The 17,541-nt window shown below is 53.1% G+C and carries 26 protein-coding genes; 11 read left to right on the forward strand and 15 right to left on the reverse strand.

The annotated features are described in order from the left end of the window. From AUC60_RS28650 to AUC60_RS23195, 9 genes are all read right to left on the reverse strand, one after another. Positions 1 to 136 (reverse strand): spike base protein, RCAP_Rcc01079 family (locus tag AUC60_RS28650; RefSeq protein WP_420800759.1); only part of this gene is annotated, 136 nt, incomplete at its 3' end. A 183-nt stretch (positions 137 to 319) separates the two neighbouring features. Next, entirely contained in the window at positions 320 to 883 is a 564-nt protein-coding gene (locus AUC60_RS23160; protein ID WP_087273258.1) for a hypothetical protein, read from the reverse strand. Between the two features lie 3 nt (positions 884 to 886). Then, positions 887 to 1,210 carry a hypothetical protein gene (locus tag AUC60_RS23165; RefSeq protein WP_087273260.1) on the reverse strand — a complete coding sequence of 108 codons (324 nt, stop codon included), beginning with the start codon at positions 1,208 to 1,210 and terminating at the stop codon, positions 887 to 889. 16 nt (positions 1,211 to 1,226) lie between these two features. Then, positions 1,227 to 2,510, reverse strand: coding sequence for a tyrosine-type recombinase/integrase (locus AUC60_RS23170; protein WP_087273262.1), 1,284 nt, complete (start codon positions 2,508 to 2,510; stop codon positions 1,227 to 1,229). Next, entirely contained in the window at positions 2,507 to 2,809 is a 303-nt protein-coding gene (locus AUC60_RS23175; protein ID WP_087273264.1) for a nuclease domain-containing protein, read from the reverse strand. The genes AUC60_RS23170 and AUC60_RS23175 overlap by 4 nt, the downstream gene beginning before the upstream one ends. Then, positions 2,800 to 3,009, reverse strand: coding sequence for a hypothetical protein (locus AUC60_RS28210; RefSeq protein WP_087273397.1), 210 nt, complete (start codon positions 3,007 to 3,009; stop codon positions 2,800 to 2,802). Before AUC60_RS28210 ends, AUC60_RS23175 begins: the two co-directional genes overlap by 10 nt. A gap of 26 nt (positions 3,010 to 3,035) precedes the next feature. After that, a complete protein-coding gene (locus AUC60_RS23185; RefSeq protein WP_087273266.1) occupies positions 3,036 to 3,542 on the reverse strand; it encodes a hypothetical protein in 507 nt (168 codons plus the stop codon). Further along, on the reverse strand, positions 3,542 to 4,921 hold the full coding sequence (dnaB, locus tag AUC60_RS23190) for a replicative DNA helicase (RefSeq protein ID WP_087273268.1): 1,380 nt from the start codon (positions 4,919 to 4,921) through the stop codon (positions 3,542 to 3,544). The genes AUC60_RS23185 and dnaB overlap by 1 nt, the downstream gene beginning before the upstream one ends. Beyond that, positions 4,914 to 5,615, reverse strand: coding sequence for a helix-turn-helix domain-containing protein (locus tag AUC60_RS23195; protein ID WP_087273270.1), 702 nt, complete (start codon positions 5,613 to 5,615; stop codon positions 4,914 to 4,916). The genes dnaB and AUC60_RS23195 overlap by 8 nt, the downstream gene beginning before the upstream one ends. A gap of 38 nt (positions 5,616 to 5,653) precedes the next feature. Between AUC60_RS23195 and AUC60_RS27735 the strand changes: the two genes are divergently transcribed. Beyond that, positions 5,654 to 5,863, forward strand: coding sequence for a hypothetical protein (locus AUC60_RS27735; protein WP_144443292.1), 210 nt, complete (start codon positions 5,654 to 5,656; stop codon positions 5,861 to 5,863). Between the two features lie 39 nt (positions 5,864 to 5,902). On the opposite strand, the gene AUC60_RS23205 is transcribed toward AUC60_RS27735, so the two are convergent. Further along, a complete protein-coding gene (locus tag AUC60_RS23205) occupies positions 5,903 to 6,325 on the reverse strand; it encodes a phage regulatory CII family protein (protein ID WP_087273274.1) in 423 nt (140 codons plus the stop codon). A 66-nt stretch (positions 6,326 to 6,391) separates the two neighbouring features. Beyond that, complete coding sequence (locus tag AUC60_RS23210; protein WP_087273276.1) at positions 6,392 to 6,631, reverse strand: helix-turn-helix domain-containing protein; 240 nt, start codon at positions 6,629 to 6,631, stop codon at positions 6,392 to 6,394. 37 nt (positions 6,632 to 6,668) lie between these two features. Between AUC60_RS23210 and AUC60_RS23215 the strand changes: the two genes are divergently transcribed. The 3 genes from AUC60_RS23215 to AUC60_RS23225 all read left to right on the forward strand — a co-directional run bounded on the left by AUC60_RS23215 (position 6,669) and on the right by AUC60_RS23225 (position 8,822). Then, positions 6,669 to 7,574 (forward strand): LexA family transcriptional regulator, encoded by a 906-nt coding sequence (locus tag AUC60_RS23215; RefSeq protein WP_405623386.1) that lies wholly within the window; start codon positions 6,669 to 6,671, stop codon positions 7,572 to 7,574. A gap of 4 nt (positions 7,575 to 7,578) precedes the next feature. Next, positions 7,579 to 7,809, forward strand: a complete 231-nt coding sequence (locus AUC60_RS23220) for a hypothetical protein (RefSeq protein ID WP_087273278.1) — start codon at positions 7,579 to 7,581, stop codon at positions 7,807 to 7,809. Positions 7,810 to 7,886: 77 nt separating this feature from the next. After that, positions 7,887 to 8,822: a hypothetical protein gene (locus tag AUC60_RS23225; protein ID WP_087273280.1), complete on the forward strand. Its 936-nt coding sequence runs from the start codon at positions 7,887 to 7,889 to the stop codon at positions 8,820 to 8,822. An 88-nt stretch (positions 8,823 to 8,910) separates the two neighbouring features. On the opposite strand, the gene AUC60_RS23230 is transcribed toward AUC60_RS23225, so the two are convergent. After that, entirely contained in the window at positions 8,911 to 9,228 is a 318-nt protein-coding gene (locus AUC60_RS23230) for a DUF1654 domain-containing protein (RefSeq protein ID WP_087273282.1), read from the reverse strand. Positions 9,229 to 9,821: 593 nt separating this feature from the next. Here AUC60_RS23230 and csrA (AUC60_RS23235) point away from each other — a divergent pair. From csrA (AUC60_RS23235) to AUC60_RS23260, 6 genes are all read left to right on the forward strand, one after another. Further along, positions 9,822 to 10,031: a carbon storage regulator CsrA gene (gene csrA / locus AUC60_RS23235; RefSeq protein ID WP_087273284.1), complete on the forward strand. Its 210-nt coding sequence runs from the start codon at positions 9,822 to 9,824 to the stop codon at positions 10,029 to 10,031. Positions 10,032 to 10,503: 472 nt separating this feature from the next. Continuing rightward, the gene (gene csrA, locus AUC60_RS23240; RefSeq protein WP_455567065.1) at positions 10,504 to 10,770 is read left to right on the forward strand and encodes a carbon storage regulator CsrA; all 267 of its coding nucleotides are present in this window, start codon (positions 10,504 to 10,506) and stop codon (positions 10,768 to 10,770) included. A 716-nt stretch (positions 10,771 to 11,486) separates the two neighbouring features. Continuing rightward, a complete protein-coding gene (locus tag AUC60_RS23245) occupies positions 11,487 to 11,855 on the forward strand; it encodes a hypothetical protein (RefSeq protein WP_087273403.1) in 369 nt (122 codons plus the stop codon). 83 nt (positions 11,856 to 11,938) lie between these two features. Next, positions 11,939 to 12,145: a hypothetical protein gene (locus tag AUC60_RS28655; protein WP_405623390.1), complete on the forward strand. Its 207-nt coding sequence runs from the start codon at positions 11,939 to 11,941 to the stop codon at positions 12,143 to 12,145. A 261-nt stretch (positions 12,146 to 12,406) separates the two neighbouring features. Beyond that, entirely contained in the window at positions 12,407 to 12,754 is a 348-nt protein-coding gene (locus tag AUC60_RS23255; RefSeq protein WP_087273286.1) for a hypothetical protein, read from the forward strand. Between the two features lie 38 nt (positions 12,755 to 12,792). Next, positions 12,793 to 13,608, forward strand: coding sequence for a YfdQ family protein (locus tag AUC60_RS23260; protein WP_087273288.1), 816 nt, complete (start codon positions 12,793 to 12,795; stop codon positions 13,606 to 13,608). Between the two features lie 92 nt (positions 13,609 to 13,700). Here AUC60_RS23260 and AUC60_RS23265 read toward each other — a convergent pair whose 3' ends face one another. From AUC60_RS23265 to AUC60_RS23275, 3 genes are all read right to left on the reverse strand, one after another. Continuing rightward, the gene (locus AUC60_RS23265) at positions 13,701 to 14,948 is read right to left on the reverse strand and encodes an ATP-binding protein (RefSeq protein ID WP_087273290.1); all 1,248 of its coding nucleotides are present in this window, start codon (positions 14,946 to 14,948) and stop codon (positions 13,701 to 13,703) included. Positions 14,949 to 15,514: 566 nt separating this feature from the next. Beyond that, positions 15,515 to 15,730, reverse strand: coding sequence for an RNA-binding protein (locus AUC60_RS23270; RefSeq protein ID WP_087273292.1), 216 nt, complete (start codon positions 15,728 to 15,730; stop codon positions 15,515 to 15,517). A gap of 88 nt (positions 15,731 to 15,818) precedes the next feature. After that, on the reverse strand, positions 15,819 to 16,556 hold the full coding sequence (locus AUC60_RS23275) for a DUF4145 domain-containing protein (RefSeq protein ID WP_087273294.1): 738 nt from the start codon (positions 16,554 to 16,556) through the stop codon (positions 15,819 to 15,821). A gap of 78 nt (positions 16,557 to 16,634) precedes the next feature. Between AUC60_RS23275 and AUC60_RS23280 the strand changes: the two genes are divergently transcribed. Then, positions 16,635 to 17,417: a DUF2786 domain-containing protein gene (locus AUC60_RS23280; protein ID WP_087273296.1), complete on the forward strand. Its 783-nt coding sequence runs from the start codon at positions 16,635 to 16,637 to the stop codon at positions 17,415 to 17,417. Positions 17,418 to 17,541: the final 124 nt, after the last annotated feature.

Consider the following 17,541-nt stretch of genomic DNA (forward strand, 5'->3'; position numbering starts at 1 on the left):
TGTTGCCTGCACCGCCGATGTAGAGCGCCCGGGTGATTTCCGGGAGATCGCTCGCATCATCGGGCGCAATTGCGAAAACAAAGCTTATAGGGCTATTGAGCCCAGGCGAATAAAACGAAAATCGATCTGAAGCCATGGCTTTCCCTCGGGCGCTGTTTTCGTCCACGGCACCAGAAATAAAAAAGCCCCGGCAATTGCCAGGGCTCTATGAACTGTAGAAAGCAAAAAGCCCAACGCACGGCTGGGCTTTATGTGTCGTCTCTCATAACGCGCAAGACCGACATGATGGGGCTAATTTACTGCCACTCTGCCACTACCGTCAAGCAGCATCTATAAAGATTTCTTCTTGATCGAATATCTCAGTAGCACGGATAACAGCAGCCTCCTCTAGCCGCTCTAGCGCCTTATGTAATCCGGACTTCCAGCGGTGACGGGTGCGCTCTGGCGAGCCGGACAAGTCCCAAGTGTTCATGTCGTAAAACTCGGCAGCCAAAACGATCATGTCGGTGGAGCGCTTAGCGACTTGCACGCCTTTTAGCTTGGGAATAGCCCACGCGGTGAGCGCTTTATAGATGAACAATTGAGGCGCAGGTGACGACATGCGACTCACCAAACGGCCGATTGCAGCGACCTTGTTGGCCTTATGCGTGGAGTACTTCGCAACCAGCACGTCCCACTGAGCTGGATCGAGCTGGCGGTGCAGCAGCGCATAGAGGCAGCAGTCGTAATCGAACTTGTCACGCGGCGAGAGAGTGCTGCCGTTCCCACCCTGGCGCAGATCGGCATCGATCAGCTTTTGCCAAGACTGCTTGGTGCTGTTGTCGATGTTGTCGGCGGCCAGCACACGTACCAGGGTGCCCATCACGTCTTTATAGATGCCCATCGATCAATCCCCTGTGTAATTCGAACCACCAGCACCGAGGCGGTTGTTCTGTTGGTATTGCTGCTGAGGGCCGGCGGACTGATTCACTCGGGCACCAAAGGCAAGAATGCGCTGCTGATATATGTTCAGCATCAGTCCGAGCTGGGTGACCAGTATCTCGACTGGTAATGCTTTGCCTGACTCTTCAGCTACCCAGCCTGAGGCGTGGCATTCACTGCAAGGTAAGTCATGAAATATGCCCTTTACGACTGCCTTGCCCTTGCACGCTGAGCACCATTTCAGCGGTATCGGTGAAGCATTGAAGGCGGGTCCATGCTGCTTTCTCATCGTTTTTAAACCTCGCCTATGGTTTGTCGTTGATTTGGCTAGAGGCCACGTAATTCGTGGCCTCTAGCGGAATGCGGGAAACTTCGCATAATGGCTCTGCAATGGTGTGGATCACGCTAAACCCGCGCCCGTCTAACCATTCGTGCCACTTCTCCAGCGCCTCGCGCTTGCCTGCCTCCACCCATGTGTGGATGTATGCCTGCACGTTGTGACCCATAGCGTGGTTCAGAAGTAGCTCACCAATGAGGAAGTCCACACCCAGATCCACCCATCCTGTTCTGGCCACCTTACGCAAGTCATGGCTTGTCCACTCGCCTCCTGCCAAGCGGGTAAACACCGCGCAGGCCTGGCTGTCGGTCAGTGGCTTGCCACCACGGGACGGGAATAGGTATTTGCCCTGATAACCTGTGGCCGCCTGAGCTGCGTGATATCGCTTCAGTAAGGCACACACCTGAGCAGTAAGAGGAAGGGTCAACTGGCACCGGGTCTTCGTGTGCTCCGCCGGGATATGCCACTGGCGCTCTTCGAAACTGAAGTCCGACCATTCAGCCATCCGCGTTTCACCGGCACGTGAGCCATGGCACAGCATCATCAACGCCAACATTGCATCAGCCGGGGCCGAATTGAACTTGGTCGCCAGACCGGTCAGCACCTCCTCCACCTGGACGTCACGCAGGCGCGCCGCCTTAGGCTTGATCTTTGTTTTGGAGAAGTCGCTGAATCGGATCGCATTCATGGGGTTCGTTTCGATCCGGCCGAGACGTGCCGCCTGGCGAAACGCCAACACCAGCAGGCGAAAGATCAGTCGCAGGTATTCAAGCGACAGTTCAGCCTGCAGGGGCCACATCAGTCGCTGATCAATCTCGGACTTGTTCACACTGGACAACAGGAGGTCGCCGAGGCGCGGGCGAAGGTGCTTGCTCATTACAGATCGCGCGGTGGTCTTGCGCTTGGCAGACAGATTACGGTCGCGTCCCATGCGGTCGTCAAACCATTCAAGCAGCTGACCGACTGTCGCCCACGTCCCTATCGCTGTGCCTGCCTCAGGCACAGTGACCAGACGGGCACGGACCGCCGGCAAGGCCGATAGCATTTGTTTGGTATTCAGGTCGGGGTAATTTGCGATCTTGTTCCATGCACTACCCACGACCAGATACCAAGATCCTTTGGTGCGGTCTTTCTTGTACCGAAACCTGAACGCAGGCTGGCGGGCGTCTCGTAGGTCGCGCACCTTGCTGGCCGCATGGCGGCGAATCTCGGCATCAGAGAGAGTTATGGTTAAGGTCTTGGGTTGAGTCATACGGCACCCTTAACGGTGAGAATTCCCACACTGATCAGGGCTTCGTGCGTTTCGGCAATGGCGCGCGGCATGTCCTGCCAGTCGATATCGCCTGCACCCCGACCATCAATCACGTCGTGACAAGCGCTGCAAGCGTACACCGCAACAGTGTCGAAGCCCTTCATGCCCATGCCCTTCTGCCCGCACGGCAAATGCGCAAGCACGGTGGTGGCTGGATTGAAATTGCAGATGCCCGACATGCGTACGGTGCAGTCTTGGCCGTTCGCGGAAGCGCGAAGTTTTTTCGAGGTCACTCGCATGCTGGCCTCCCTGCGATGACATCGACCACTTCATACGTATTCGGCCACATCCAAGCCCCGTAGCGTCTGGCCATTGCAGAGTCAGCAAACAGCGCAAGCGCGTGATCAGGGGGCGAACCCAAGTCAAACTTGAACGAGCAGCAGAACACTGCAAATCGATAGGTGTGAATCTCGGGGACAGCCAGACGACGATCAGTCAAAGGAGCGGTCAGATCACTGCAAACGGTCATTGCGTGATTCCGTTCAAAAGATCGCGAAACTGCTTCAATTTACACAAGGCGTCGGCGTTGGTTTCGCGCTCCGCCTCAACCGACAACGCCACCTCCTCGATGCGGGTGGCCAGCGCTTTCATGCGCTTGTTTAGTTCGTCCGCAAGACCAACAACCTCACCGGAAAGACTGGCCAGAACATCCAACGCGCCAAGGCCAGGATTCTTGATCGAGACTACGGTTTGCTTAGTTACCTGCCCCATGGCTTGCTCCTTGACTCGTTTGGGAGTGAATACATCACGCTGAAACTTGCCGCCGACAGGCTCACGTATAAGACCGGCTTCCTTTAGTTCGCCAAGGGCTCGGCGGATGGCATAAGGGGATGCGCCAGTTGCCTTGGCGGCGGTAGCGGCAATGTGAATTTCGTGGTTGCTCCAAGCCGACTGAATCGGAACAAGAGCGAATATTTTTTGTGCGATTGAGGACTGACCTGCGAGGATTTGGGTCTGTCGGGATGCATTCATCAAAGTCGTTCCTTTTTGGCATATCGACTGGCTAGACTCGCTACTTTTTCTGACTGCTCTACCGGTTCAGGCCGCCATCCAGCAGCAAGGTTTTCGAATCGGTTGTGTTGGCCGACAAAGGCCGTTCGAACAGTGCCCATTTCGATGTCACGGCCTTTGCCGATGATGATTTCGGCAATACCCTTAGCATCGGTTTTTTCGTGATAGACCTCGTCGCGGTAAACGAACAAGATCACGTCGGCGTCCTGTTCGATGGCACCGGACTCCCTCAAGTCCGAGGGGATAGGTCGCTTGTTTGGGCGTTCTTCGCATTTGCGGGAGAGCTGGCTGAGCAGGACAACGGGAATACCCAACTCCTTGGCGAGAAGCTTGCAACCGCGACTGATGCTGCTGACCTCTTCGGTGCGGTTACCGCCCTCGCCTTCCAGCAATTGCAGGTAGTCGATCATCAGGAGGTCCAGGCCGTAACGCAGCTTATGGCGTCGGGCCAGCGAGCGGATGCGACCGATCGACGAGCCTGCACGGTCAGCGATGTACAGCGGAGCACGCCGAAGCACGCTGGCCGCAGCAGAGAGTTCCGCGCCATGGCTCTGGCACGCCGTACCGTTCTTCACCAACGTGAGCGGAATACGTCCCTCAGAAGCCACTGCCCGGTCCAGCAGTTGGCCCTTATTCATCTCCAAGCTGATGACGAGTGCCGACTTGCTCTGGCGCACAGCAGCCTCAATCACAAACCCCATGGCGAGCGTGGTCTTGCCCATCGCAGGACGCCCCGCAACGACGTACAGGTGATCGGGTTGCAGGCCGCCCAGCTTTTCGTCCAGGGCTTTCAGGCCGGTCGATAGCCCTATCAGCGTTTCACCACGGGCATGGCGGTCATGTCGCTCCTGCCACACCTCCAGTTGGTCGGCCAGCACGTCACCCACCTTGACGATATCGTCAGCACCCGAACCACAGTCAATTGCCATCGCTGCTGCCTGAACGGCGGCGATTTTCGCCTGCACATCTTGGTCGCTGTGTGCGATATCCATCGCTTGGGTGCCAAGGTCAAACAGGGAGCGTTCGACCGCGCGGTCTCGGACAATTGCCGCATAGGTTTTGGCGTTGGCAACGCTAGGAGTGCCGTTAACAATTTCGGCGCAGTAGGCGAATGCGGAACTTCCATCGAGCAGAGTGCCGACGTGATCGCCAACTGTTAGAAAGTCGATAGCCTTACCAGCCGAGCGAAGTGCAAGTATTCCCCGGTACACATCGGCATTCTCAGGAAAGAAAAATGATTCTGCGGAAAGGTCGTCGCTCAGGGAGTCGATCAGTTCAGGACGCTGCATCATCGCGCCCAGCAGGCCGTGTTCTGCCTCGATGCTGTGTGGTTCACGCATTGTAATTGCCCTCCACAACCTTGACGAAGCTGGAAGGCGCGATCAGAAAATCAAACGTGGCACGAAAAGGCGCGGAGCCAGGCTTTCCTGTTGAGCGGCCCATCAGAAAGTCCGATTGGGCAACAATCCCGAAGTATTCAACCCAGAAATCCAGGCATTGGTGAACCTCGCTTTGGTTCCAACGGGCGCGAATTTGTTTCTTGCGCGAATCGGATACGAGAACCACCGCAGGGAGCGCCGGAGTGAGTAACTTGTTAAATAAATCAACGATGTCCTGAACCGGGCAAGACGGGGAGCGCGAAACGCGATTCCCATCCTTTGACGGTTCAATTGACGGTTCTATTACGGTTCTGGGTGCGGCTGCTGCGGGGGGGGTGTGCCGCTCCTGCGGGGGTGGGGGTGCATCAGGTGCGGGGTGCAACTCCTGCGGGGGTGCATATGCTGCGGGGGTCAATGTGTACATAGTCGAGCGCCCCATGCGTTCGCGAAACGACAAAATCCCAGATGTACCCAGCCACTTAATTGCCGACTGAACAGTGCGTTCACCCAAGCAAGTGCGCTCAGCGATTCGAGCAACGGAAGGCCAGCAAACACCCTCGTCGTTTGCATTATCGGCGAGCGATATCAAGACAGCTTTCTGTGGGCCGCTCATGCCTTGCAACGGCCAGCACTGGCTCATGATGATGGTACTCATGCGAAAAAATTCCGGGCTGGAACCAAGGAAGCCTTCAAGTGATCAAGGCATTTCCGGCGGAATTTGGTTTTGGATGCGAGCGAGTACTGGCCGCCGATCATGAGGGCGGCATTCATCGCGGCCGTTTGATTCATGGTGATGTGCCGCGACAACTTTTCAGCATTGGCAAAAGGTGTCGCGATGGAGGTATTGCTCGTATTAGGCAAACTGTGCATAATCAGCCCCAGAACGTTGTAAAAAGCAGTTGAAAGAGCCGGGGTCCAGCCCGGCTTTTTTGTGCCTGTGATTCAGGCGACTTTTATTGATGCCTTCAGCTGAGCCAGCGCCTCTTCAGCCTGAGCGATCTCTCTCAAGATCCGGGCACGCTCTACCTGGTCTACGCGACCGTCAGCCATTGCTGCATATGTCTCGACGGTTACTTCAGCGAACTCCAAAGTTGCGCGACTCAGTGCCTCATGAACGCCTACGGCTACTGGTTGTTCCTTTCTAAAGATCGAGTAACCGAACTCACCAGCCAGGGCGGCCAGCGGCCGCATGTCTTGCGTGTGCAGGAGCAGCGCATAAAGGTGCTTCACGTTGAACCACGCACCGTCATAGCTTGCATTGGCACGCTGAAGCAGGCTCACGGGAGGCATGTTCATCAGGGTTGCCAAGCCCTTGGTGTTGGCCTCATCCACCACGCTGTCGCAGGCCTTCAGAAAATCGTGCATCCGTAAAACCTCATATTTTTTTCCGTGGCGCCTTGCTAGTGCGGAGACGATCATTTGTTCGGAGAGTCAAGCGACGGATTTTTTGGGATGTGCTTCTGCAAGAAGCCAGTTGGCCTCGAACGGCTTACCTTGCAAAGCCGCGAGGTGTGCAATTTTTTGGGCGTATTGGGTCTCGCCGGTGTATTCGGTTCGCGGCAATGCGTCCGCTGCGAGCCACTTATAGATAGCTCTGGCAGTTTTTCCGCAAGCCGAGGCAACGGCACAAACGCCACCAGCGGCTTCAATCGATTTTTTGAGCGGCCTCATAAGGCCTCCGAGCAAAAATGAACTTACAGTACATCTTATGTCGGAACTGAAAGTACACGCAAGGCCGTGCGATATTGAACCTATGGTTCAAATCGAAGAAATACGTGCTGCGTTCGCCTCTCGCCTCAAAAAATCGGTTGCCGCAAAAGGCATCGAGCAATGGGGAGCAGGCGCTCGGCTGTCTGAAATAGCCAAGGTCACTCCGAAAGCAGCGAGCAAATGGCTGAACGGAGAGGCAATGCCTGGTCCTGCAAAAATGAAGGCTATAGCTGAGGCGCTCGATGTGAAAATTGAGTGGCTACAGTACGGCTCAGGTGACGAGCCGGGCCCTTCCGGCGTACGCAAGGCTAATGAGCCAGCAAGCGCGGATACGCTATCTGCCGCCGATCTGGTGCTTGAAATGCTTGAAAAGCACGGAAAGGGGTTACCAAAAGAAGTGCGCCAGCGTATTGCGTCCGCATCAAATGAGCCGACGAATAACGTAATCACCGTGGACTTTTCTCGCCCTGGTCAAGTTGGTGATGAGGTGTGGATAGCCCACTACGACGTACGCGCGGCCATGGGTAGCGGGCAGATCCCGCACGAATACCCCGAAATGCTGCAGGACATCAGGGTCAGCCCCAAGCACCTGCGCGACCTAGGTCTCACCTTCAAAGAACACTTTCACCTGAAGATGATCACCGGATGGGGTCAGTCAATGGCGCCAACTATCAAGGATCGTGACCCTCTACTCGTGGACATAACGATCCGGGAGTTCACCGGGGACGGCATTTACCTCTTCTCCCACGACGATATGCTTTATGTGAAGCGGTTGCAGAAGAAAGGTAAGGATCGCTTCAAGATGATCTCAGACAACAAGCACCACGACCCAGAGGATATTCGAGTGGACGACACTCACATCCTGGCTAGGGTGCTTTATGTATGGAATGGAAAACCGGTATAACGGCATGCCCCTCACCAAACCGAACCGGCAACTGCGCCGCGACCTGAAAGAAGCGTCGGCCCTGATTAAGTGGTCGGGCATTGACTTGATGAAAATGGCAATACGGCTGTCCGAGGCCGGTTTTGAAGCCGACGCCAGAGCACTGTTGATGATCATCGAAAGCTTTCCCGACGCCGAGGATAAGCTGGTAGGTTATGCCGATGAGGTTAAGGCGGGAAGGATCGTACGTAGGTAAAACTGTCGGGGCGTGCTCATCGCGCGAGACTCACGCCAACAAAACGGTATGGCCAGAGAGTTTTCATAGGGAATCGAATGTCAGAATCAATACTGCTCGTTGAGCACAAGCTCAGGTACTCTAATAGCCAGCCACTGGCGGTGAAGGACGTTGTCGAATCCTTGCTCGCACTAAACAAGCTTTCGGTGTTTTTCCTGCCCAAGGCTTTGTCAGACCTATCTGACGCAGATGTAATTGCTGCGGAGCTCTTCGTTGAGGGGTTTGAGGAAGGCTCATTCATACAAAAGGTACTTGTGAAACTCGTCTTCAAGGATGACGAGGAGATGAACAAGTTTCTCGACAAGGTTCGCGAGGGTGGCCGTAATATTTACCGCAAGCTGCCAGGAGAGGGAAAACCAGTGCTGAAAGCCGTAGCTGTTACAGCTGTGATTGGCGCCCTGGTGACTGTGGGCGCGGTTTACGCGATTTCAACCAAAACACCTGGTGCGTCAACGTCCAGCATAAACATCGTGAACAGTAACTTCGTCGTAATTGGCGCTGAGTCTTATGAGGTTTCACCTGAGAGGTTTGCGCAGGTAATCGAAGCGACAGCTGCAGTAGACAAGAAAAAGCTTGCTCAGGCATCAGCGAAAATTCTCGCACCAGCAAAAAAAGAAGAAGGGGCAACTGTTGAGCTGGACGGCCTGACGGAAATGACCGTCCCCAACTCTACCATCACTGAGATCCCCGACGAGGTTGATTTCGAGCCATTTGAGATCGATCAGCCCCATCCTGATGTCGACATTGAGATCCGAGCAACAGATTTGGATTCTTCCAGCAAAGGCTGGGCGGCGATTATTCGTGGGCTTGTAGATCGCCGAGTAAAGCTCCTGTTCTCAGATGATGTTAATCCTGAGGATCTTGCTGGAAAATTCAAGGTCCGCGCAGACGTCGAAGTGAAATTTAGGATGTCAGCCAAATCGAAGAAGATGGAGCCAGTATCTATAACGGTGACTCATATCATCAAGGATTAGTCATAAGCCCGACCCAGCGCCGGGCTTCTTGTATCTGCCCTTCCCGATCTGAATCCGTAGCCCGCCATTGAGCGGGCTTTATTATGCCTCAGAAAGGCGCCGCCTCTTCTTCCTGCTCAAACTCAACCTCTGCCCTGCCCTCCGCCTCGACCTCCTGCTGTTCCCACTTCACAGTCACACTGCCGTCGTCATTCAGCGTCAATTCAAGCTCGTCGGTTTCGGCTATCACCCCTAGCACCTCCTCCCACTCCCGATCCCCATCTGTGTCCAGTCGATGGATATTCACCCAGCGCTGAGCCTGCGCAACTGGGTGATTGATCATCGAAGAAATACGCAAGATAAGCCGCTCTACTCCGCTTATTTCTTGCCGTTTTACCAATTTTTCCTGCTTGTCGACCTTACCCATAAGCCCCCAAAAGCTGTATATACGTACAGCTAAAACTTACTATAGCGAATTGAATTTCTAAAGAGAGCGGGCCTCGCGAGTTAGGATTTGTGAATTTTTGCGGCAATATATGTACTTATGGTACTTGACCGATAATGAACCTCTAGTTCATATTGGCGCTGCCGCCGCGATGCAACGGGCTGCATGCTAAAAAATTGCTCTTTAACAACCAGCGCAAAAAACCAACAGACCGCATTGCCTATACCGGCGACCGGCGAGCGGACAGGCCCGAAAGCCTGCCAACGACAGGAACAACCTGGACGGCTGCCCGATGGTGAAACGCCAGAACCGTGTGAACGACCCGGCAAGCAATGCGCCCCGCCCCTTCCGGCGGCAATAGGATGGACAGCATCACTTCTGCACCTTGGCGACAGGGTGCAGCGGGATGTAAACCAAGTACGCGCCGTTCAAATGCGACATGGTAAAGGCGTGTTAGAAACGGACGCTGAGTAGCAAGTTAAAACTCTCCAATACTCACAACTCTGCACCCGAGCGGCCGGGTGCAATAGGATGCAGTACGATGTGAACATTAACTCAATCAAGGAGATGGATCAGTGCTCATTTTGATGCGAAAACCAGGTGAGAGTATCAAGATCGGTGATGCTATTACGATCCGAGTCGTAGCAGTGAATGGCCCCCAAGTAAAGTTAGGCATCGACGCGCCTAAAGAAATAGCAGTGCACCGCGAAGAAATCTTGAATCGTATTAAAGAGAAGACTCAAGCGGGCTACGCCAGAAGCTCAGAGCAAACAGAGCCCCATTAGATAAGAGCCAGCTCTAGGTATCAACGCTTTAGCAGGATAAATTTGACCAAACAATTTACCACTAACATACCTAGGTCCTACAAGCGCTTTATTGCTACTTATTTCAAAATATAGCATCAACATGCAATAGAGCGCGACCATGATGCTTTAGCCCCCCTAACCCACCTGATATATCGCAGCTTAAAACCCCATAATTAACACCAGCTTTATGACTTCACTTTCTTCAAGACTTGCGAGCGATCCACTCAATCAAAAGCACACTCCCGCTTATAGCTTTCTTTAGATATGAACCCTCATTTCAAAGCATTACAACTAGCGCCACGTCAGTATGAAGAAAGCATCACTGCTACACCTTGGCGACAGGGTGTAGTGGGATGCACCTATAGTAAAGTGTCTACAAATGGAGGCTACGTAGCGAATCAAAACTCTCCAATATTCACATTTTTGAACCCGAGCGATGGAGTGCATTAGGATGCAGTATGATTCCGTACGAAGTAGCAATCAGCTCAAGAAAGGAGATGGATCAGTGCTCATTTTGAGGCGGAAAAAAGGTGAAAGCATCGACATTGCTGAAAAAATCACGGTGACTGTAGTACGGGTGAGCGGTAACAAAGTACAAATTGGCATCGACGCCCCAAAAGAAGTAGAAGTTCATCGTGAAGAAATTACAAAGCTCATTAAAGCGAAGAAACAAGCTGGCTACATCAGAAAATTAAAACAGCCCCCCACACCCCAATAGATCAGAGCTACTGGCCGACACCAACGCATTAGTTCAGTCCGCTTTACTAAACGTTAGCACTTGCAAATTCAGCCTACTACAAGCGCCCTGTTCCTATCTTCATTTCAAAAAAGACTATAGGAATTTTAACAGGGCTCTGCCGCCGCCCTATTAATACTAGCCCAACCTAACAAAACACAACAACACCGAGCTAAACCTTAGAACAAAGACAACTAGGAAAATATTACGCCTCTCTAATGTACTTTCCGTGCACAGCTTTTAAGTAAACTTTACCATCTAACCCTTCAAAACTTCGCCTTTGTCGATACCCGACGGCAAAATTTCCGGGTACTGTCTATGCACTTAAATGAGAAGTTTTAACTTTTAACAGTGCAAGCAACGTCAGCCCGACGTTAGCTGCCCGATCCTCTCAGAGAGAGCGCATCGGGGTGTGATTGGAGCGTGCCCAAGCGGGCTGCAGCGCTAGGATCGCAAAGCCCCGGAAATGTCCTGAGCCGGATTTACCGGCCAATACTAAAAACGCGGCGGGAACCAAGCGGGGGTAGCGCCCCGGTGTTCCGATCACACCCCGATGCGGAGAGTACACACCGCGAAAGCGGCCCCTGCATCACCCTCCCCAACTAATACGACCGCATCGGCAGATGTCAGGCTGGCTTTTCACGCCCGGCTTGGTCACCGGTGCCTGGCATCTGGCCAATGCGGTCTTGGAGATTCCTATGAACCAGACAATCAAACAGAGTCAGGCCATCTACCAAGGCCTGCGCGAGCGCTGCACCCTGTCCACTGCCGAGTTCTACGACAAGGTAGGACGGGGCAATCCAGCGTCTGCACCGCGCTTTCAGGTGGTGCCGTGCGGTAACAACGAATTCAGCGTGGTTGATCGCGAGACTGATCAGACCAAAGTTGTTTGCACTGGCGTAGAGAAGGCCGTGCGCTTCGCCAAACGCATCGACGAAACGCCGGCCTCTGTGCAGAAACAGCGTCAAATCAAGAAGCCCGCGGACTTCGCCACCTGGGTGCTGCGCTGGACCTGCACCGTAGCCTTCTGCCTTGGCATCTTCGCCTTCTACGGTGCGCACCGATGACGGCGAAGCGGAAGCCCCACAATATGCGGCTACGCCTTGAACGCTCATGCCGGGCACTGCTTTCAACGAATCACGCAGCAGTCGTGAACATCGATCCACGCGGCCTGCAGGTGATGATCAACTGGAAGAACGGGAAACAGATCCTTGTTCGTCAGGTGGCCGATGCGCTCTGCGATATCCCTCACCGCTGGACCATCTACATCGCAGGCATCTGCCAGCGTCAGACGGAGCCCAGTACATCAAGTCCATCGACATCAGGCCGGACGGCGTCCACCTCGCTGAAAGCCTGACGGACGTCGTAGAGCATTTTTACAACGAGCTAAAAGCTGACTGCAATCCGAACCATCGGATCGGCATGGGCTGGCTGGCAGTGCCTGGCATCGTCGAGATGACAGAAGCTCAGGTGTCTGCAGTGTTTAACGCCTTCGGCGCTTGGAGTCAGGTGAAGGTCGCCGCATGAGACGCCTGCAATGCCGAGCCAACCATCGACGGCGGCCACTTCAATTATCAATCCCACCCAGCGGGCTGAAAGCCCTTCCGGAGAAATCCCCATGTCCACAGCAACAGATACCGCCGAGTTTCTCGAAGAGCTGAACGGCGGCGCTTTCGCCAGCCAAATCGGTCACGCCCTTTCCGAAGTAGCCGCCGGGGTCGTTGACCATGGCAAGGCCGGAAAGCTGGTCATCACCTTGGACTTTTCCCGGATCGGCGAATCGCACCAGGTGAAGATCAAGCACAAGCTCGACTACAAGGTGCCGACAAAGCGCGGCACCCGTAGCGAGAACACAAGCCTCGACACGCCGATGCACGTTGGTAGCGGCGGGCGCATCTCGTTGTTCCAGGAAAAGCACGACCAACTGTTCAGCCGCGACGAAGCGCCAATTAAGCCGCGCACCTGATCTACCGCATAAACCCCTTCCCCACAGAGACCTGAACTATGTCCCTTACCAAAGAAGCTGTACAACTGATCACGGACACCGCGCTGATCGCCTCCGCAAAAGCCCTGGAAACCAATACGCCGACAGTCGTGCTGCCAGAAGGCGCAAAGATTGTCAGCCTGGAACAGTTCGGCGCTGGTCGTAGCCGCTTCCGCGGAACCTTCTCCACCAGCTCCCTAGTTGACTTCAGCAAGTACGTCATCGACCGCAACGTCGCCGAGGCGCAAGGCTTTATCAACCAGGATGAAATGACCTGCTCTGTGCTGTTCAACCTCGGCACAGAAGAAGTGCCAGGTCATGCAGATGACCGCGCCGTGTTGAAGCTCAAGGCGACCGCAGGTTATCAGGCAGTCCAGGCAATCAACGGGCGCGCCATGTCGCAGAAGGATATGAGCGACTGGATCGAGGACTGGCACAGCACCCTGACAGCAGTTGGCGCTGACAATCAGGATATTAGCCTGGTCAAAGCGATCGCCGCAGTGCGAACCATCTCGGTGAAGGCAACATCGGAAAGTGATCACACCGTCAGTGAAACGCGCGCCAGCCGCAGCGCCATGGACGCCATCGAGGCAACCAGCAAAGAAACGCTGCCGACATCGCTGATCTTTACAGTGGTACCGTTCGAAGGCCTGTCGCTGCGCGCGATCATCCTGCGTATTTCGGTCATCACCAGCGGCGCACAACCGGCCCTGAAGCTGCGCTGGGTTGGCGAAGAGGTGCAGCGCGAAGAGATCGCGCAGGAGTTCAAGTCTGTTCTGGATGCTCAGGTCGGAGAAGCCACAACGCTTTCGTTAGGTATGTTCAATACAAACTAACTACCCTACCCCTAAAAATTACCGCCCTAATAGAGGGCGGTACCTAATCAAAGCTACTCGAAGATCGCAGCATGGTTCCCAATCCATGTTTCTTAAGCGTGTTTTCTTGATCCGAAAAGCTTAATCCATAAAGCAAAGCCCCGCTGTTGAAGCCGGTACTCACCCATTTTCGATTCGTTTTTAAGGATAATTTTTCGATTTGTCAACGCACGCAACGCGTCGGTCAACGTTTGATCATCTCCAGAAAAGTGGCTGCGAATCTCACTTTTCTTAATCCATTCATTCATATTATCAGCCATGATACTAAGCACTTGACGATACTCATCCGACTTAATTTTTGAATGATAGTCGCTCGCATAATACCGGGTACCAATAGAGTCAATAGCGCCACCCTCACTGAAAGCGCCATCGAGCACGTCATCCATTGTAATCTCACCATCCACATTACGATCAAATGCTGAATAGGCAAATTGTTGGATGAAATGCGGGTATCCCTCGGACAAAGTAGCGATGTGATCTTTAGCAAGCTCACCAATAGTGGTCTTGACGTCGTTGACCTCGTTCCCCGCAGCCATGCCTCGATCTACTACATACTTTGTATCAGTGAAATTCAATTCTTTAACTTTTAGGTGCGTAAAAATTCGAATAGAGGACTCGTGTGATTTCGCAAGCTTTTCCACAATCTCAGGCAATCCAGCAACTACGAACATAACGTTGCTACATCCATGACTTTGAAGCATCTCAGTCACAGCTTTGAAAAAATAGCCAATATGGAGAGAGGGTGAGGCATTGTCTGCCTCGTCAATCAGAAACACCACGCCATCTTTAGCGTGCTCGCCTTTCTCCGGATTTGCTATCCGCTTGCAAGTCTCTGAAAGAGAATACGCGAAGTCATCAATCAGCAAGTCCGAGTCATCTATGGACAATGACTTTTCAATACTAGAATCTAGAACTTTTATCCGCTGAACAAATGACCATGTTTCACTCAGAAACTTTCGGACAGTTTCAATTTTTCCAAGCTCCCGGCTAATTGACTTTTCAATCAACTTAATAAAAGTAACCAGACTTGTTCGATCAGAGATAACAACGTTAACGGCAACGAAATTAAACTTTTCATAGTTATCAGTCACAGGCGTCACGAGCCCCATTGCGAGACACTTATGAAGGTTCATCAATGAAGACTTTCCTATCCCCCGCTCGCCAGTGATAAGCAGATTCACACCATGCCCATTTTTAGTTTGATGCAGACCTTTCTCAAATGCCTGCATCTCTTTTACACGACCGGCAAACATCCCCGCGGATACTGGGCTATTCGGCTTGAATGGATTGACCTTACTCAAAATTTACCCACCCTCTTTCACCTAAACTGACAGCCCCAAAAAGGGCCCGGAAAATGAGGATCTTTATCCTAGTAAATTCGTCATGAGTCAATGGCGATTACGGTTCAACCTCCGTAAAACGGTGTTCTCCGCTCCACTTGAAGCTACGGACTACAAGAAGAGCGGCACATAGCCACGACCTTAGCTTCCAAGAGCCACATTAGATTCGCCTAAGGCAGCCCAAGGCCTGCAGGTATGGCGGTTTTGCTTTTCGAGTTTGGGCCAGACGATATGTCTTTCCATCGCCCGACTAGTAGATGAGGAACTCACGGCTGCTTCGGGCGCTCACCGGCTTCGATAGCCACAGCCTTTTTACATCCATCACGACTAAGGCGGATGAGGTATCGGTATTGAAATCGTTATGCAGTGGTCCTGGATACATGTCTTGGGCAGACTCAACATTTGAGGCAACAGGGAGGAAGACAAAGGGCCAATAGAATCCTTATCAATCTAAAGCTCTGTTGCCGTCTCCGTGTCAAGCCAGCACTAGTCGCCACTTCAACGAATCACGCCGCACTCGAGCAAATCTACGCGCCAGCAAGATCCCCCTTCACCAAGTCGCGGCAGCACCGAATCTCATGCACCGCACCTGGCTTGAACTGATCGAACCACCCCGCCTCCTCTTCGTCCAGATCACTCGCCGCCTGCTCTGACAGCTCGTCGATATCGATACCCATGCTCGCTGCTGTTGCGAATACAGCTACGAGCGCCTGCTTCAGTTCCATTGCGTGCTTGTCCGTCATGTCGGACCCCTCGTGGGTTGAGATATGAGCTTAGACCGGCAGTGCGCTGCGCCTTAAACGTCGTGGCTATAACGGTTATTCCGAAAAATCACGGGATGATCGCAGCAAGCTGCGGCGGTGGAAGCCCTTGCTTCGCGTCAAGATTTTTAAACACTCTTTTAGCTCTTTCAGGAATTAAATATGTTCCTATTAATATGTGCTCTATCACCTCGAGAGCCAAGAGAAGTTGATCTTTTGAGTGAGCAAGAGCGTCATGCGCAGCACGATTTCCAAGCAATCTGATTTTATGAAGAGTTTCGACGCCTTCTTTAGTAACCAAAGACTTTTGGTGAAGATCGTCAATTTTTAATGAGAGGTTGCGCCCTTTAGCTTTGACGTCGGTGCAAATCGACTCAAGAAGGGCCCTGATTGCTATGCCAGCAATAATAAATAATTCGTTCTCAACAGCTGTGCGAGACTCTTTATATATCTCTCCTATGCCGGAGGGTAATAGCCAGTGATCGATAACCTTGGAGCCTATAACGCGACCAGGATAGTAGGTCACTGACTCCACATAAAATCTCTCCTGTGTATCGTAGTCATGGTCATAGTCTTCAGAATTAGTTGAGCACGTCCGAAAGGATATCTCTTCACATCCTTGGCACTGAATTATTTGGTGATCTTCGGACCAGTCGACGCTGTGGCCTCCACCGCAGTCTTCTGAACCGCGTTCGCTGTAGCACGCCACAACCTTATGGTTAGTCTCGATGCTGCATTTTTTACATGGAAATTTTTGTTGGTTGTCATTCACCACGGTGAATTTGAACGTCTTCGTTACCTTTCCCATATTTGCTTCCCTAGCCAATTACCAGGCAATACCAATACCCCACTTCAACGAATCACGCCACACCGGCGAGGATGATCTATGTCCGAACAACCGATTGACCAGAAGAAGCTCGAGCGGGCCATTCGCAAAATCAAGCACTGCTTGGCGCTTGCTCAAAGTCCCAACGAGAACGAAGCCGCAACCGCAATGCGCCAGGCACAGGGGCTGATGCGTGCATATCAGCTAACTGAAACTGACGTAAAGCTGAGCGATGTGGGAGAGGTCGAGTCATCCATGTCGCGAACTTTAAGGAGACCGGTCTGGGACCAGAACTTGAGCGTACTGGTCGCGCAGGTCTTCAACTGCCAGGCGTTGCGCTACAAGCACTGGTGCAAGCTCAAGGGACGTCGAGTAGAGCGCGCAACATTCGTCGGCGTGAGCCCTTCTCAACATATCGCCCTCTATGCGTACGAGACACTGCTCACAAAGCTCATACAGGCTCGTAAGGAATACATCACCGGAATACGTGCCGGGCGGTATCGCAGTGCCTACTCACCGGCAACGGCAGGTGACCATTTCGCCATAGCGTGGGTAGGTGCGGTTCATAGGAAGCTGCAGGATCTTGTTCCTCGAGGTGAGGAAGACCAATTGCTTGAACAAGACTGCTCAGGTCGCCACCTTGTGGCTGTCGAGGCTAAGCACAAGACATTGATCGCGGAATTCCTTTCCAATCAACAAATCGGCAAACCCAAAAAGGCCAGAGAGATTGAGCTCGATCTGGACGCCCAAATTGCAGGAATGCTTGCAGGTCAAAAAGTCGAGTTACACGCCGGACTGACGTCCGGTGCCGACGACCTACTGGCTCTATCAGCCTGCGCCTAACCATCGCCGACCGCCTGGGCATTCGCGACAGCCCGGCGCACACCATCACCGAATACCATCTGCAAACATGCTCAGCCGTCTAATGGTCACCAAAGATCAAGACGATCAAGGTCGCGACGATTAG

Source organism: Pseudomonas caspiana (genome assembly GCF_002158995.1).
GTDB lineage: Bacteria > Pseudomonadota > Gammaproteobacteria > Pseudomonadales > Pseudomonadaceae > Aquipseudomonas > Aquipseudomonas caspiana.

Bases quoted from the DNA above. Each gene is read 5' to 3' on its own strand.
- AUC60_RS23170 (WP_087273262.1), bottom strand. From the start codon at position 2,510: ATGACTCAACCCAAGACCTTAACCATAACTCTCTCTGATGCCGAGATT.
- AUC60_RS23220 (WP_087273278.1), top strand. From the start codon at position 7,579: ATGCCCCTCACCAAACCGAACCGGCAACTGCGCCGCGACCTGAAAGAA.
- AUC60_RS23245 (WP_087273403.1), top strand. From the start codon at position 11,487: ATGAACCAGACAATCAAACAGAGTCAGGCCATCTACCAAGGCCTGCGC.
- AUC60_RS23230 (WP_087273282.1), bottom strand. From the start codon at position 9,228: ATGGGTAAGGTCGACAAGCAGGAAAAATTGGTAAAACGGCAAGAAATA.
- AUC60_RS23260 (WP_087273288.1), top strand. From the start codon at position 12,793: ATGTCCCTTACCAAAGAAGCTGTACAACTGATCACGGACACCGCGCTG.
- AUC60_RS23255 (WP_087273286.1), top strand. From the start codon at position 12,407: ATGTCCACAGCAACAGATACCGCCGAGTTTCTCGAAGAGCTGAACGGC.
- dnaB (WP_087273268.1), bottom strand. From the start codon at position 4,921: ATGCGTGAACCACACAGCATCGAGGCAGAACACGGCCTGCTGGGCGCG.
- csrA (WP_455567065.1), top strand. From the start codon at position 10,504: ATGCAGTATGATTCCGTACGAAGTAGCAATCAGCTCAAGAAAGGAGAT.
- AUC60_RS23215 (WP_405623386.1), top strand. From the start codon at position 6,669: ATGTCGGAACTGAAAGTACACGCAAGGCCGTGCGATATTGAACCTATG.
- AUC60_RS23210 (WP_087273276.1), bottom strand. From the start codon at position 6,631: ATGAGGCCGCTCAAAAAATCGATTGAAGCCGCTGGTGGCGTTTGTGCC.
- AUC60_RS23195 (WP_087273270.1), bottom strand. From the start codon at position 5,615: ATGAGTACCATCATCATGAGCCAGTGCTGGCCGTTGCAAGGCATGAGC.
- AUC60_RS23165 (WP_087273260.1), bottom strand. From the start codon at position 1,210: ATGAGAAAGCAGCATGGACCCGCCTTCAATGCTTCACCGATACCGCTG.
- AUC60_RS23280 (WP_087273296.1), top strand. From the start codon at position 16,635: ATGTCCGAACAACCGATTGACCAGAAGAAGCTCGAGCGGGCCATTCGC.
- AUC60_RS23160 (WP_087273258.1), bottom strand. From the start codon at position 883: ATGGGCATCTATAAAGACGTGATGGGCACCCTGGTACGTGTGCTGGCC.
- AUC60_RS23175 (WP_087273264.1), bottom strand. From the start codon at position 2,809: ATGCGAGTGACCTCGAAAAAACTTCGCGCTTCCGCGAACGGCCAAGAC.
- AUC60_RS23270 (WP_087273292.1), bottom strand. From the start codon at position 15,730: ATGACGGACAAGCACGCAATGGAACTGAAGCAGGCGCTCGTAGCTGTA.
- AUC60_RS23225 (WP_087273280.1), top strand. From the start codon at position 7,887: ATGTCAGAATCAATACTGCTCGTTGAGCACAAGCTCAGGTACTCTAAT.
- AUC60_RS23185 (WP_087273266.1), bottom strand. From the start codon at position 3,542: ATGAATGCATCCCGACAGACCCAAATCCTCGCAGGTCAGTCCTCAATC.
- AUC60_RS23275 (WP_087273294.1), bottom strand. From the start codon at position 16,556: ATGGGAAAGGTAACGAAGACGTTCAAATTCACCGTGGTGAATGACAAC.
- AUC60_RS23205 (WP_087273274.1), bottom strand. From the start codon at position 6,325: ATGCACGATTTTCTGAAGGCCTGCGACAGCGTGGTGGATGAGGCCAAC.